Source organism: Succinimonas amylolytica DSM 2873 (assembly GCF_000378405.1).
In the GTDB taxonomy this organism is placed as follows: domain Bacteria; phylum Pseudomonadota; class Gammaproteobacteria; order Enterobacterales; family Succinivibrionaceae; genus Succinimonas; species Succinimonas amylolytica.
On sequence record NZ_KB899636.1, the window covers coordinates 1,191,290 to 1,206,588 of the forward strand.

Consider the following 15,299-nt stretch of genomic DNA (forward strand, 5'->3'; position numbering starts at 1 on the left):
AAAGCGGTCAAGTACTCTCACAATCAGTGGGAAAAATTCACCAGAATTCTGGAGGACGGCTCTATTCCTCTGGATAACTCGGCCGCCGAGAGAGCTATTCGTGACTTTGCAGTGCTAAGACATTCAATGCCCAGCGGATTTGGCTCTATTGAGGGAGCTAAGTCTACGGCTGTGTTTTCATCATTTCACGAAACCTGCAAAATCCATGGAGTTGACCTGGAAGATTACCTTGAATTTCTGTTCAGATATATGGGTATTCACAGAGACGAACTGAAAGATGAATCGCTGTCTGATGAAAGAAGAAATGCTATTCTTGAGCAGGCAATGCCGTGGAAATTTAAGAAGGCCTAAAGTACTGACTTTAGACCTAATACAATTTCTGTAAGAAATACGGGGAAGATCTGCCCAAATTATGTCAAAATTGGGGATAAAAAGGAAAAATATGGCTAAAATATGAAGAAATAGGACTATCTCAGCCTCTTTTTAGAGAAAAAATTTGAATATTTTTATACCCATAGGCATAAATTTTATAGAACTGCTTATGAACTTGAAATTTTGACATTTTGGCTAACACGTTTTTCGGACTTTTTGTACCGCACTCATATATAACAGTTCTATGTTTAGTTTCTTAAAAAAAATTTATAACAACCGCTTGCTCATTTCCAGAATGATACGAATGAAATTCTACTACTGTCTCTCATTCTGTCTTTGTGGCAGAATGCATCAACCAGAAGACGCCGAAAAGTTTCAGCAGGAAATAGTAAATAAAATTAAAAGCGGAAAAGGATGCAATGTTGCATTGCTTATGGTTGGAAAAGGTATCGGTGATACCATTGTACTATCAGGATTTATAGACATCTTAAAACAGCACTCCTGCAAAGTAAGTGTGATTTGCTATGACCGACTGATGAGTGTTGTTCCATCTTTTCTTTCCACAGTTGATGAATTTATTCTAGTAAGTAAGCACGACTGCGCCCTAAAGTACATGTTTAACAAGAAGAATTTCGATGTTGTTGTTGATTTTTTCGATCCTGACGTCAATTTTGATCATCACAAGCTCAAATTTTTTCTCAAACTAAAATGTCACAACATTATCGGCTTTAATCAGGACAATAACGCACTTAACTTCATTCCGTCACCAGGCATGGAGGACACTGAACGTCATTACTCGAATGTTGTAAAGAATTTCTATGCAAAATCGTACACATATAATGAAACCCAGCCGTTCAGCCACAGAGCTGTAAAATTACTGAATGAATACTTCGGTCTGAACATTCCTTCAGAAAAATACCGCTACCGTTTAGACATCTCAGCCAGTGTAGCAAATTCTGTTTCCGGCTATATCAGTGAGTTAAAGAATAGTGGCAACAATAGTGGGTGTATTCCTCAGGTTATCGTATTCAACACGACAGCCTCAGATAAATACCGCTCACTATCACCTGATCTGGTGAACAGAATGTGCGAATATTTTATTAGTTGTACCAATGAATACCGGGTTATCATTATGAACTTCAAACAGGATGACCTGAAGGTTACCTCGCCAAAAATCATATTTAATCCGTTTAAGACTTTTGACGAAGTGATAGCACTCATCAAATATGCCGATTTTGTGATATCACCGGATACATCAATTGTTCATGTAGGATGCGCCTTTGATAAAAATGCCATCTATTTCTACAACAATCGTTTGCTGAACACTGGGCATGAGAACAACGTTGTATGGGGTCCGATAAACAAGAATTATCTGCAGGTATTCTCTGATCAATTTGTCCGTAATGTACACGGTGATGACCTCAGAGAATTAAAATTCAGCATTGTTAAAGATGCTCTGATTAAAATGGAAATAATTTAAAGGTCATAATAAAACTAGATTTACTCAAACAATCCTTTACTCAGATAACAAAAAGTATCAAACCACGGGCTGTAAATTTCCCGTAAGTCCAAGTGCATAATCGGGTAGGGGGAGCCTAACTCACCCCTCCCACACCACCGAACGTGCGGATCCGATTCGGGAGAGGGTGTCGATGCTCTCTGAGTCTGTCCCTTTTTTGCTTGCCAGGTTTGTCCGGCACTAACTTTCATTCTGCTCAGTGATTTTGACCCTCCAGATCATTTCGTTACACCTGTAAATTACGGGTTACAGGTGTAACAGATTTTTTTACACCAGATACAGTAATCCTAAATCTGGAGTGATTACACCGGAATAAAGAATGAGAGAAATAGATATTGCTAAGTTACCAGAGAGGAAGAAGCAAATTTGCTTTTCCGAAACGTGAGAAGTATTTTTAGGAAGATCTATTGATTTTGAGGGAAGCCGTAGGATATGACTTCCCAATGTTCATCGAAGTAGCTTTCAGGTTAACCAGCCTCCGGAGTCTGATTTTTATGCAGTTGTTCCCGGAAGTCAGTAATAATGTTGTCGCTGATTTGTTAGTTTGTCCGGATTTTGGCTTCCAGAAATATCCTTAAAATCATAGATCCCTGCTCCAGATTTTTCTTGTTTTTTCAGATTTAATTTTGTCGCAACTACATGTTCTTTCTTTGTCGGCACTGCATGCTGAAGAACTGGAGTTGTTGACTGACAGATGAATTAAAAGTTTCACAAACTGTAGGACTATGCCCAGAATTTCTGTGTAGGGGGGAATTGCCCCCTAGTCTCTCAACAAGGTCTAAACTGATTTCTTAGAAGATCTGCCCGTTTTTTTTGATTCGGGGTTTGGTATAGGTTTACTTAAACCTAATTTCTCTAATACCTCAAATACATTATTATTAGTATGAACCCAATATTCATCTTTAGTATCGGGAAGAGTTAACGGTGCACTTGTTTTTCTCCATGCCGATGCTAAATCATCCATAACATCGGCGTAACTTTCATTTCTGAGAAGTCCAGCATCTTCAATTTTCTTTACTACTCTGGCAGTGATAACTGTAGAAATAAAGTTTATAAATTCAGCACCAATAACACTAAAGTCTCCTTGATTATTAGTTAAATCTAAGCATTCATCACTTTTGTATCTTTTAAAGATAAGTTCAAGAAGCCATCTGTCTGAATAGGTCTTGTATGCAACTATAGGATCAAGATCCAAATCAGATTCTAAAACTATTAATCCAAACGTTTTTTCTTTTTTAGCAAAGCTCTGATCGTTGTAATCTTTTGTCTTTTTTGCTTTTTTTAATCTTGTAGCTTCTTCTTTAGCAGCTAAATCTGCATCTCTGAATGCATATAGATAATTACCGCCTTGAATTCTCTTTTTACAATACCGAACGTTTTCAGCAACCCCCTCCAATACTCCTTGAAATTCCAGCATATTATTATTGGTAATTCTTGAATCATTTCTCTTAATTGGAGTAAGGAAGTGAAGGTTAGGTCGTTTTTTCAGTTCATCATTGATTTTACTAGGTGGAAAGCCTTTGTCTGCCACAATGATACCTGATTTAACATCATTATCTTTTATAAAACTGGCATACGAAGATGCGTCTATGCAATTACCAGGAAATACCTCAGCACAAATTGGTTCCATCAGATCTATGTCATATGCGTACAAAACTGAAATTTCTTTAATTCCTTTTTTCTTGGCTTTATATGAATATGCTGATAAATCATTAACTGTGCTTGTGTTTTGTTTTAACATTCCGTCTATTGCTATATGATGTTTAGCTGATACTGATTTCATTCTATGTTCATAAAATGCTTTTCTTTTACAACCGTCGGTGCCAATATCATTATACAAGTTACCTATTGAATTTTGCGATATTGAAGCTCCAGGATAATAAATTGAAATATAAGTTCTATTATAGTGAGTTGACATTCTTTTCGCTGTTGTCCCTGGACGAAGTACCTTCAATGAAGCTAAAGCAATAATAGTAAATGCTTTAACAGGATCGTAAACTTTCAGCAAATCATCCAATAAATCATCTGAAACCGATTTAATTAATGATGATGACCCATATGACAGCATATCTGGTTTACATGAAGAAGATTCAGAAGTTTTAGATTCAGCTAAAGTAACATATTTACCATTAATAATATGTCCTATCACTTTTCCATTATGTGGTTGAGGATTCTTACCAGGTATATATTTAATAACACCACGTTCCCTAACGGCGTAACGCTTCGGACCATCTTTGCCTCTATCCTCAACAATCGTATTCTTAGGTCTATTTACTGCTCTTATTTCTTGTGGTACGGACATCACATCACCTCCATAACTATAGTCCTATTATACCATAATCAGGACTATAATCAAAGAAATTTTTCAAGATTTTTGAATGATTTTTTGGTAGAAATAAACAACAAATCCTCCATTTAAGGAGGATCTGTGCAGCATAACTGTCAAAAATGCGAAAATTTGAAGAATGTTTTTGGAGTGGGGCTTATGGAATCTAGCCCGGTTCTATAGTTCTACGGTTTGTGAAACTTTTACTAAAGCTAAGCAGGATTCAGAGTTTGATTATGAGAAATACTGTGACAAAAAAGATAAATTCGGTCTGATTGTTTTAGAATCAGATCAGGATCTGCCTCCTGTTGTTGCTTATACATGCTATGAAGAACGATGGAAACTCGAGATGGTGTTTAAGTATTACAAGATGGATGAAGATTTGGACAGAACAAGGGTTCAGGGAGATTTTGCTGTAATAGGAAGTGAATTCGTGAACTTCATTTCTACTTTGATAACCTGCAGGATTATCAATAAGGCTCAGAAGTCTGGAGTTCTAAAAGAAATGTCATACGGCGAAATGATGGATGATCTGTCATCCGCATGGAGAATGACTGATGCGCCTTTAAATGTACCGGCATCATCAGATGACGAATACTGGGTTCATACCCTCAATACAGTAATGGAAACATTAGAAAAGTTGGGACTTTCAGTTCCTGCAGCAAAACCTGAACCAAAGAAAAGAGGAAGAAAGCCCAAGGTAAAAGAACAGTCCGAAACAACACCTCGTAGACCGAGGGGGAGACCAAGAAAGGTTACAGTTTCACAAAACACTGAAAATTAGAGGTTATAGTCCGTAGAATTGTGAAACTTTTAATCTATGATTTTAAGGATATTTCTGGAAGCCAAAATCCGGACAAACTAACAAATCAGCGACAATTGGCATACCAATTTAAAGATATTTCCCGATTGTATATTTGATTTGTTGAGAGTAGGTGTTCTCTGAGTAAAGTAAGGCATAAAATAGTACTATGACATGCGGTACTCTTGGCCACTTGCGTCATATACTCAACAAGTTTTTTACAATTTTTATGATACTCAACAAGCCATTGATGACTTTCCTGAAGTGAAGATGGCAATTGTTGCTCATAAAAACGAATGATCTTAGGTCTCGCCATAAAAAATCACCTCTTTTACAGAGATCATATCATTACGAGCGATTGTAGTATGCAATCATTATCCGAATCTTTTTCTTTCAGAGCGTGATTTCACGTTTCTTCCTGACAAAGTGTTCGGATAAGTAAATCCTTCGGATAAGACGGTTTATCCGAATATTCGGATAAACCGTCGAAAGCAATATAAGGCTTATTGCTGTTGGAAGGAAGAACTGGATGCTCTCCGGCTCGCCGGCTGGAGCCAGGGCATTGGCTGACTGTTATACCCTGGTGGAAACGGCAGCTCAGAACGGACTGAATCCTGTCAGGTACCTTCAGTATGTGCTAGACAACATCCGAAAGATTCCTGGATACAGACAGCATCCTGAGAAGCTTGACAGTGTCCTGCTTCAATGGCTCCCCGAGGTAGAAAAGGCCTGCAAAGCTGCCACAGCAATGCAGCCTGCTCATGCTGAGGAAAACTGCGAAAAAGCAGATGAGGGATGTCACGAATCAGCAGAAACTGATTCTGAAACATCAGCAGGCAGAGAAATTACCAATGGAGTCATTAACGGTGTTCGCAGAGCGGCCATCTGGTTGCGAGGAACTATGGCCTCTGCAGGCAATATAACCGCATGATATGTATGTCAGAAACCGGAACGTCGTTTCCGGCTTTCCAATTCCAAATACACCGCATGATTCCTAAAAACAAAATGTCCCTAACCGTCTAACCTCTCTAAAAATGCCGCTTGCAAGTGGTAACAATGGGGAGAACGATCCCTATTTTAGACTCTTTATCACATCAGTGTCAGCCCCTCATGGTTAAGTAGGCCAAAAGCAGGAATGTTGCTTATATCCCGTCAATTCTTTTTTGCTTTCTGATATTGCTGTTAATCGGGTTGAGATCTCCCAGTCTCGAATTTAGAACTTTTCTTTTTCAATTGCAATCCCCGGATATCTAGGAAACATACGGTAATTCGGCTTTCTGTTTCTGCGGCATTAGTTTTTCCATAAAAAGCGTCCGGCCTTTATGGAAAACCGGACGCTGTCTTTGGAGCGGCAAAAAAGTCTATGTGAAGTAACTTTATCAGGATATGATGTCCCGGTGTCGCAGCCGGATAATTTTAATCGTTGAACTTGTTACCGACATCTACCGGGGGAAGAACACCGATTACTATCACAAAAACTAATCCCAGACCGGCCAGCATATTAAGAACAATTCCGGCAAGAACCAGCCATCCGGTCTGATTAATGTCGTGCAGCCGGCGTACCTGTACCGCAAGGCTGGGGACAATAATACCAAGAAAATATGCTATGTAAAGAAGTACCATAATGCCAAAGCCAACTTTGCCAAGTACTGCGGCAAGTATGGAGCCGACAATCACTACAGCGAGTCCCAGAAGGAAGCATCCCAGGTTAAAATACCAGAATTCGGAGCGGGATGCTCTGCCGTTGAAGCAGGCATATTTTTCCTTAAGACAGACGCGCATGGCTTCTACAAAAGTTCTGGGGGTTGATTTTACAACGTTTCCGCTGAAATCATCTTTAACGGGAGAATTGTCAGTCATTGTGTTAATACCTCTTATTCAGTGGTTTTCAGTACAAAATTTGAGTGGCTATTATAAGAGATATACCAATTGCAAATATGCATGCAGATCACACAATCATGGCAATGGCGGCTAAGTTGTTCATGAGGAATTTAACCTGGTATTCCCCGGATCAGAAGTTCCGTATAAAGATCCGGGATCCTGTCCTTCGCAGAATCATGACGTTCGGAAGATGTTTTCCGGCACACGGATGAAGACGGCTGCGAGTTCCGGAAGGCGGTGCAGACTTCGGATCTCGTACTGCCGGGCTATTGAGCAGTACTATTCGGGAGTAACTCCCATGCGTACCAGCGAGGCGGCCACAGCATCACGGATGCCGGCAGGAGAGATAAAGTTTCCGGGTACCAGAGCATCATGCCTGAGAACCCGGAAAAAGTCCTCTCTCAGTTTTTCATCCGGCTGCGGCAGGGCAGTCCAGAATTCTGAGAGCGGCATTTGCTTTTTATCAACAGCCATTCCCGGCATAGCATAAATACTTTCTCCGACACAATATACCGGTTTATTCTGACTGAGAGCAAACATTCCAATGGTACTGTTGCACACGATAACGCCCTGGGCTTTTTTGATAAGAGGAGTTGGCTTAACCTCTTCCACGAAACGAAGCCGTGCTGAGCAGCCGGTGGCTTTGCCGAGAGATCTCATGTAACGGCGGTAATTGCGAAGTCCGTTGTCGTAAGGGTGGTTTTTAAAAATGAGAAAGGCATTTTCCGGGGCGTTTTTGGCGAAGTCCGTAATAATCATGGCCATACATTCCAGCATTCCTGTAAATGGAGAATGCCGGCGTATCTGGGAATCAGCATCCAGCTGCAGAGGTACCAGATAGAACGGAATATTGCTGTTGAGAAGATCCCTGGTCACTATAATTCCGTGCTTTCTGCGGTTTCTAAGGCTGATTACCCGGGGAACATATCCGATAAATTCCTTTTCAAAGTTGTACGGACGATGGGTTTTGTACCGGTGGAAGTAGGGCCACAGGAGCACGTTCCCCAGATGATTCCAGAAAATTTTTGGTATGCGCTGACGCCACAGGTCTTCGCGGGAACCGGACGGAGGATTAAGCTTTTTGTCCTGAAGTTCCAGCGCCCGCTTATGAACGGATTCCGGGGTCCTGGGAAGTGACGAGTAGGCGTTGACCCCGCCTTCTTCCAGTGTAACATACCCCGGACGAAGGTAGCCTTCCTCGAATACCCAGATACGGGTTCCCCTTAGATTTGCCAGCCATATGGCCTCTCTGTGCAGAGGTCGCCAGTCGCCTATGAGAACCAGATCGGTTACCTGTTTACGCTCCATAAGCTCGGCGATCCAGAGCGGCCATTCATATACATGCCCCCGCCAGCAGACAGTATTCCCGGTGGGCCAGTAAAAGACGTCTCCGCCGCAGAAATTGACGCGATGAACATCGCATCCGTTTTTAATCAGGGCTTGTCCCAGCTCTCTGAAAAACGAGCTTAAAGGTCCTTGCAGGAAGAGAAACGAACGCTTTTCATTTTGCATGGGTGGAGGCCTTTTCCGATTCCGAATAGATTAAAACAGGAGTTGTAGCGGCTGCTGTTCTGAGTTTTTTTACGATATGCGTAACGAATCTGCTTTGTTCCGGAAGCGGCCACATTGTGTTCGGAGAGCGTTTCCTTTCCTGAATACGGAAGCCTGCACCGGCAATGGCAGCAGAAAAACTGATAAACGAATTCAAAACGTTAACCCTGGTACTCTTTGATATTACTTCTTAAAACTAAGAGACGTTCAAATACCGCATAAATCATTAATACGGCGTCAGTTAATCAGCAACTGCGATATTACAGTGACTTTTGAAATTATTCGGTGTCGGCAGGCATCGTCTAATACCAAAAGGACTGTCATTTCTGCATGACCAGCTCGGTTTAAACGTTTTCGTTTTGACAGAACTGAAACCGGTTTGTATTCCGGAAAATTCATGCAGGAACAAGTTCCTGTAACGGTAATCTAGAGATCTTACTTTTCCAGATAATAGTTGTCAATCATCCCCTTAGCATGCAGTCATATGCTGCGGAGATTTTCACTGGCAGATCCCGACAGGACAGTTTTCTGAGAGTTATTACGGTATTTATGCAAGTGCGGAAGATTTTAATCCCGGTCGGTGATTGCCATGCATGTTTTTGCGGTATGCTATAATCTTTGCGGGGTTCGGGGGATAGGTATCAGCGAAGTCTGTATGGATAGGATATGGATTTCTGATAATAGCAACAGGTTTGCGGTACTTGCAATAATGAGCAGAAGAGGCAACAGCCCCCCCTGTTAAAAAATGATTCAGAACCGGTAACAGTACGAAGCCTGGAAAGGCAGGAATGAATCTGATTACCGGATCCGTGCGGAATCCTGCGGGGCGGTGTTCCTGCCTGATATATGCCTGCGGCGGCAGGGGCATGACCTGATTCGTGATCAGGAGTACGGATATTTAATATCACGTCTCAAAATAGACAGAGTGCCGCGGAGATTAATTATGCTGTCAAAACAAAGAAGTACGGCAGCCTCATCGAGAGAATTTCTTTCAGTAACCGGCCGTGCCGGTATTATCTTTTTGCGGAGATTGTTGCAGAATGAATAATGCTCCCTGTAATTCCTGTGGTGATTATCATGCCTGAAGAAATCAGAGAAAAAAAAGACATTTATCACCAGGATTTTCTGAGATGCCGGTCTCGCAGCTTTTTATTTCTCAAAGGTCCTCCCGGAAGTTTTTTTTACAAACTTGGTTCCCGGCTTTTCGAAATTGGTTATGAAGTCAGCTATCTGAATTTTTCGGGCGGAGATGTTTTTGATCGTCCCTGTCTGGGTAAGGCATCATGTTTTCGGGGAAAAACTGAACAGTGGGAGAAATATCTTGGAGATTTCGTAGCCAGAAAACGGATTACCGATATCGTGCTATACGATCCCGGCTGCTTTTACCATGCCGTTGCCCGGATACTTTCCCAAAGGCAGGGGATTCGGGTGTGGGTCTATGACATTCTGAGAGATGGTACAGAAACGGTGATTCTGCATCGCAACCCTGATGATGAAATCGTTATGCCGAATGACAGGGAGGATGCTCCTGTTTTTTCTTCGAAGTCGGATACGGGATCGGAAAACGGTGAACAGCATTCCCTGGCAACCGTTTTTTACGGCGGGAGAAGTCTGTTTTCCAGGGGGAGTTGTTTTTGGAACCGTCTGGGAACTGCTCTTATGACGCCGTTTTTCAGGCACTATGTACCGCAGAGCATTTCCACCGGTGCTGCCGGGCCATTTTCCGGCAGTGAAACTTTTTTTTTCTTTCCTGTGCCGTTAAGTTCGCTGTTCCGGACAGGATCCTTGTTTCTGTTTGAGAGTGCCGAGGCCGCGATTACGGGAGTTATCGAATCTTTTGCACACTTTTCCGCTGCCGGGGATCATCTGGTAGTGCGGATTTGTCATCAGGATGAAAGCTCTTCCCGTCTCAAGTCCCATGCTGCCGAGCTCTCCCGTAAACTTGACGTGTCTTCCCGGATTCATTTTTCTGACTGTACAGATTTCGATCTGACAGTCAGAAAGTCTGCGGGAGTGGTGGCTGCTGATTTTTACGATGGGCTGCGCGCCCTGATTCTGGGACGGCCGGTAATTGCTCTGGGGGCTTTCTGTTATACCGGATCCGGATTGGCAGTTACTGCTTGTTCCGCCCGGAAATTTAATGAGGAGGCCCTGAACGTTTTCTGGAAGAATCCGCCTGAGATCAGCCGGGAAGCGCTCTCCCGGCTCCTCGGCACTATACGGGAGCGGTATCTGATTTCGGAAGATCTGGCTTCCGGTGAGGGAATGCTGCGGGCTGTGGATCTGTCTCTGGAACGCCTGGGAATCGGTGGAATCCGGCACTGCCTAATATTCAGCCGTCCGATTGCCAGAATTAACAATATCAGGCTCTTTCTGGACAGCGTTGACACTCCGGCCGTAGTGGGCTGGGGGCACAAGCCGACCGCCAGCAGGGCACGGAGATATGCCAGGAGGCACGGACTTCCCTATTATGCACTGGAGGACGGTTTTATAAAGTCTGTGGCAACCAGGTTTCGGGGGCGCGATGAGGAAATTGTTTCGCTCGTTTTTGACAGAACCGGCATTTACTATGATGTAAATTCGGATTCCGAGCTGGAACACTGGATGATTCGAAACGCAGAATGGTTTACCGCTGAGCTTGAGGGCCGGGCCAGAAGGCTTATTGAATGCATTCTGAATAACAGAATTGTGAAATACAATGTACTGGAAAACGGGAAAAACGATGAGATTATTCCGGATATTCCGGATGATGCTGTTCTTATTATTGATCAGACCTTCAAGGATGCTTCGATTCCCCAGGGAAATGCCGATGCGGGAACTTTTCGCGAGATGCTTGAGGAGGCTGTTTCCCGGGTTGGAGCCGGCAGAGTGTATGTAAAGGAGCATCCAAACGTGATTTCCGGCATGGGTCGGGGCTACTATAGTGTTCCGGATCTAAAAAGACGCGGAGTGAATATTATTGCCTCGGCTGTAAATGCGCTGGATCTGCTGCGTCATTTTAAAAATGTGTATGTGGCTACCTCCGGTACAGGCTTTGAAGCCCTCCTTTCCGGATGCCGGGTAACCTGTTTCGGTGAGCCGTTCTACAGCGGTTATGGACTTACTGATGACAGAAAGAGATTTGCCCGGGGCAAAAGACTTTCAAAAATGAAAGCCCCGGCCTCTCTGGAGCTTCTGGTGGCGGCGGTTTTTTACCGGTACTGCATTTTTGTGAATCCTGTTACTCAAAGGATCTGTGCTCCGGAGGAGGCTCTGGAATATATTTTGGCCTGTAAAAACAAATATCGCCATGATCCGGGGGGCGGCCTATGCACCGGAAAATCCTGAATGAGCGCTTACCGGGAATGCGGGTAGAGGCAGCCCATAATAACAGGACGGCGGCTTCCGGTAATGCAGGTCATGTTTACCGGAATTCTCTTCATGAAACAGTATCCCAGCCAGGCGAAGGCAAACCCCTCCAGAAAATCCGGATCGATTCCCAGTTCCTGCACTGTGGCAACTCTGCCGTGTCCGTGAGTTCTGGCCAGTGCACTGATTCTTTTCATAAGATAGCTGTTGTGACAGCCTCCGCCGCATATATAGATATCCCCCTTAGCCTCCAGAAAATCCAGTCCCTCGGCAATGCTCCGGGCAGTGAGTTCGCAGACTGTTGCCATCTGATCCCGCGGCGACAGAGTTTCAAAGCCTGGAAATTTAAGGAGAAATCCTTCGTTAAAAAGCTCTCTGCCGGTAGATTTGGGCGGACGGGCACTGAAATAGGGATTCTGCAGGAAACAGCGGAGAGCGTTTTCGTTTACGGTTCCCTCGGAAGCCAGAATGCCGTCCCGGTCGCACGGAATATTAAAAAGCTTCTCGGCCAGGAGGTCCGAAAGTGTGTTTCCGGGGCCCAGGTCGTAGCCTGAGGTTTTTCTGCCAGGAATCAGAGCTGTTACGTTGGAGATTCCTCCGATATTGATAATGAAGCGGTTACTGTTTTCCGAACTCAGTATCTCCTGATGAAAAGCAGGAACCAGCGGGGCGCCCTGTCCGCCGAGAGCAATGTCGGCAGATCGGAAATCGGCTACTACATCGATACCGGAAAGAGCTGCCAGGAGAGCGTGATTCCCAATCTGAACTGTAAAACCGTTTTCCGGCTCGTGTCTGATGGTCTGACCGTGGGAGGCAACGGCCACAATATCATCCGGAGCAAGACCGTTCTTCTCAAGCAGGGTGTGTATTGCTTCAGCTGCCTTTTCGGCATAGCGGCAACTGGCAATTCCTGCCCGGTGTATTTCATCGTTACCCGGAGAAGTCAGGGATCCGAACATTCTTCGATCCTCGGGAGACCAGTCCAATGCCACTCCGGCGAGGTATTCCGGTTTCCGGTTTTCAGAAAAATCAGCCAGCACACAGTCAATGCCGTCAATGCTGGTACCGGACATGAGACCAATGTAGTATGCCATAAAAAACTCCCGAGCACAGATATATCCGGGGGCATACTATCTCATCTTATCGCAAAATTCAAAAATCTCCTGAGCGCAGGTACGTACATTTCTCGTTCTTCTTCAGTCTTTTCCTGCTGTTTCTGAAAACCGCGGGTTTTCGGACATAATTTGTTTTTCCTGTAATCATAAGACGGATCAGGTATAATGCACGGGTGATTTTGTGGACCGGAGAATCCGGATTCAGGCCTGCGCAGGCGAGATATTATTGGAGTTTAGGAATCGATGTTGTCAGTTGACGAAGCTTTGGCAGAATTAACCCGCGGCTGTGAGGCCGTAATCCCGGAGGAAGAGCTCAGAAAGAAGCTGGCAGAGGGGCGTCCCCTCAGAATCAAGCTGGGAATGGATCCTACCGCTCCGGACATTCATCTGGGGCACACCGTGGTTCTGAACAAGCTTAAAACGTTTCAGGAACTGGGACATCAGGTAATACTGCTTATTGGGGATTTTACCGCTTCCGTAGGGGATCCCACGGGTAAAAATGCCACCCGCCCGCCGCTTTCCCGTGAAAAGATTGTGGAAAATGCCAGAACCTACGCTGATCAGGTTTTTAAAATCCTGGATCGCGAAAAAACGCAGATTGTTTACAATTCCGAATGGCTGGGAAAGCTGGGTGCCGACGGCATGCTCAAGCTGGCCTCCAGACAGACCGTGGCCAGAATGCTGGAACGTGATGACTTCAAGAAACGCTTTGAGGCCGGACATTCCATTGCCATTCACGAATTTATCTACCCGCTCCTTCAGGCCTGGGATTCCGTAGAGCTCAGGGCTGACGTGGAAATGGGCGGTACTGACCAGCGATTCAACCTTCTTATGGGACGTGAACTCCAGAAGGAGGAGGGTATGGAGCCTCAGGTGGTAATGATGCTCCCGCTTCTGGTGGGCCTTGACGGTGTCAAGAAGATGAGCAAGAGCGCCGGAAACTACATTGGTGTTCATGATGCTCCCAATGACATGTTCGGCAAGATAATGAGCATCAGTGATGAGCTGATGTGGAATTACTACGATTTGCTTAGCCGGGCCAGCATTGCCGAAATTCAGGGATTCAAGGACGGCATCAGTAACGGTACCGTCAACCCCAGAGATGTCAAGGTAAGACTGGCAAAGGAAATCATTGCCCGGTTCCATTCCGCTGAGGATGCCGACAGGGCTGAAGCAGATTTCGTGGCACGTTTCTCCAAAAATGCTATCCCCGATGATGTTCCTGAGGTTTCTGTAAGCCTCGACGGCCAGGAGTCCCTGAAAATCGGGGTTTTCCTGAGACAGGCCGGTTTGGTGTCTTCGGCGTCTGACGGTATTCGCATGGTGAAGCAGAAGGCGGTAAAGTGCGATGGCGCGGTAATTCAGGAGCCTGATTTTCTGGTGGAAAAGGGGGTTCATGTCTGGCAGGTTGGCAAGCGTCATTTTGCGAAGGTTACCCTGGCTTAGTTTGATATCCGTTTTTTTCGGTGCGATGCCTGTGCCGGTCATTAAAATAAGGAGGACATTTTTTTGGAATGTCCTCTTTGAATTCCTGCTGCACCGTGTCTTCCGCGTTAATTTCCACCAAAACGGTAACATAGGTAATTAAAATTGCTAATTGTTATATCCGGTGCAATAAGCTGCAAATCCTTGCAAAATAATGGTTTTTTCCTCATTTAGGAGTTTACAAATATATTTATATATTCTACAATCTAATCATACCTGTCGGTAACATCAGATTTAGGATATATAATTAATGAGTCACGTATACAGGGAACGCCCGGAAATACCCATTCCGGAAGATGCTTACATCAATCATTCCGATGCCAGGGTTTACCTGATGGATGCTTTGACTAAGAAGAGAACTGTCATCGGAGTGGCTACTTCGGAAACCACAATGCATCCCAATGACATGTACCGCAAGCTTTACCCTAAACTCTCTGGTAGAGTATGACTAAACCATCCTAGCTGTCATTTCAAAGTTATCGTTCCCTATTCCCTCTAACCCACGTCATCCTTTACAAATAGCCATTCTAACCAAAAAAATAATTTTTGATTTCCTGTCGAGTGCCGTGATATAATTTAGTCATACAGTATGACTAATTACAAGGGTATGGCATATGCTGAGCAATGTTAGAGTTAAGAGACCAGAAGGGACAAAGCTGTTCAAACGGAATGACAGCAAGTATGTTTACCATGTCATTAGTTCAACCTATATCCCGGCCAAGAAATACAATAAGGACGTAAAGAAATGCATCGGCAAACTCTGTGATGATGATAGCGCATCAATGTGGCCCAATGAAAATTTTGAGCTGTATTACCCCGGTATTATTGCTGCTACTGCAATTCTTCCGGAACCGCCCGCTCTGTCAGATACGCTGAGAGTCGGAACGTATGCGGTTCTCA

The 15,299-nt window shown here is 44.2% G+C and carries 12 protein-coding genes; 8 read left to right on the plus strand and 4 right to left on the minus strand.

Annotation, left to right across the window (positions count from 1 at the left end; translation table 11 throughout):
* Positions 1-351: IS66 family transposase (locus F557_RS18925; protein WP_019001207.1), on the plus strand; the 351-nt coding region annotated here is incomplete at its 5' end.
* Between the two features lie 325 nt (positions 352-676).
* Entirely contained in the window at positions 677-1,852 is a 1,176-nt protein-coding gene (locus F557_RS0105325; RefSeq protein ID WP_019001208.1) for a glycosyltransferase family 9 protein, read from the plus strand.
* Positions 1,853-2,669: 817 nt separating this feature from the next.
* Here the strand turns inward: F557_RS0105325 and F557_RS18930 are convergent.
* Entirely contained in the window at positions 2,670-4,193 is a 1,524-nt protein-coding gene (locus F557_RS18930) for a transposase (RefSeq protein WP_019001209.1), read from the minus strand.
* A 163-nt stretch (positions 4,194-4,356) separates the two neighbouring features.
* Here F557_RS18930 and F557_RS0105335 point away from each other — a divergent pair, with 163 nt between their 5' ends.
* Entirely contained in the window at positions 4,357-5,001 is a 645-nt protein-coding gene (locus tag F557_RS0105335) for a hypothetical protein (protein WP_019001210.1), read from the plus strand.
* A 580-nt stretch (positions 5,002-5,581) separates the two neighbouring features.
* Positions 5,582-5,950 carry a transposase domain-containing protein gene (locus F557_RS21035; RefSeq protein ID WP_245539387.1) on the plus strand — a complete coding sequence of 123 codons (369 nt, stop codon included), beginning with the start codon at positions 5,582-5,584 and terminating at the stop codon, positions 5,948-5,950.
* Positions 5,951-6,435: 485 nt separating this feature from the next.
* On the opposite strand, the gene F557_RS18940 is transcribed toward F557_RS21035, so the two are convergent.
* Positions 6,436-6,879 (minus strand): DUF805 domain-containing protein, encoded by a 444-nt coding sequence (locus tag F557_RS18940; RefSeq protein ID WP_019001212.1) that lies wholly within the window; start codon positions 6,877-6,879, stop codon positions 6,436-6,438.
* Positions 6,880-7,179: 300 nt separating this feature from the next.
* Positions 7,180-8,412 (minus strand): capsule biosynthesis protein, encoded by a 1,233-nt coding sequence (locus F557_RS0105350; RefSeq protein ID WP_019001213.1) that lies wholly within the window; start codon positions 8,410-8,412, stop codon positions 7,180-7,182.
* A 1,086-nt stretch (positions 8,413-9,498) separates the two neighbouring features.
* Between F557_RS0105350 and F557_RS21040 the strand changes: the two genes are divergently transcribed.
* Positions 9,499-11,778: a capsular polysaccharide export protein, LipB/KpsS family gene (locus F557_RS21040; RefSeq protein ID WP_019001216.1), complete on the plus strand. Its 2,280-nt coding sequence runs from the start codon at positions 9,499-9,501 to the stop codon at positions 11,776-11,778.
* A gap of 8 nt (positions 11,779-11,786) precedes the next feature.
* Here the strand turns inward: F557_RS21040 and F557_RS0105370 are convergent, their stop codons facing one another.
* Positions 11,787-12,893 carry an anhydro-N-acetylmuramic acid kinase gene (locus F557_RS0105370; RefSeq protein WP_019001217.1) on the minus strand — a complete coding sequence of 369 codons (1,107 nt, stop codon included), beginning with the start codon at positions 12,891-12,893 and terminating at the stop codon, positions 11,787-11,789.
* Between the two features lie 264 nt (positions 12,894-13,157).
* Here F557_RS0105370 and tyrS point away from each other — a divergent pair, with 264 nt between their 5' ends.
* From tyrS to F557_RS22935, 3 genes are all read left to right on the plus strand, one after another.
* The gene (gene tyrS / locus F557_RS0105375; protein ID WP_019001218.1) at positions 13,158-14,360 is read left to right on the plus strand and encodes a tyrosine--tRNA ligase; all 1,203 of its coding nucleotides are present in this window, start codon (positions 13,158-13,160) and stop codon (positions 14,358-14,360) included.
* Between the two features lie 289 nt (positions 14,361-14,649).
* A complete protein-coding gene (locus tag F557_RS0105380; RefSeq protein ID WP_019001219.1) occupies positions 14,650-14,847 on the plus strand; it encodes a hypothetical protein in 198 nt (65 codons plus the stop codon).
* A gap of 166 nt (positions 14,848-15,013) precedes the next feature.
* Positions 15,014-15,299, plus strand: a 286-nt coding sequence (locus F557_RS22935; protein ID WP_019001220.1) for a hypothetical protein, incomplete at its 3' end; no start/stop codon positions are given.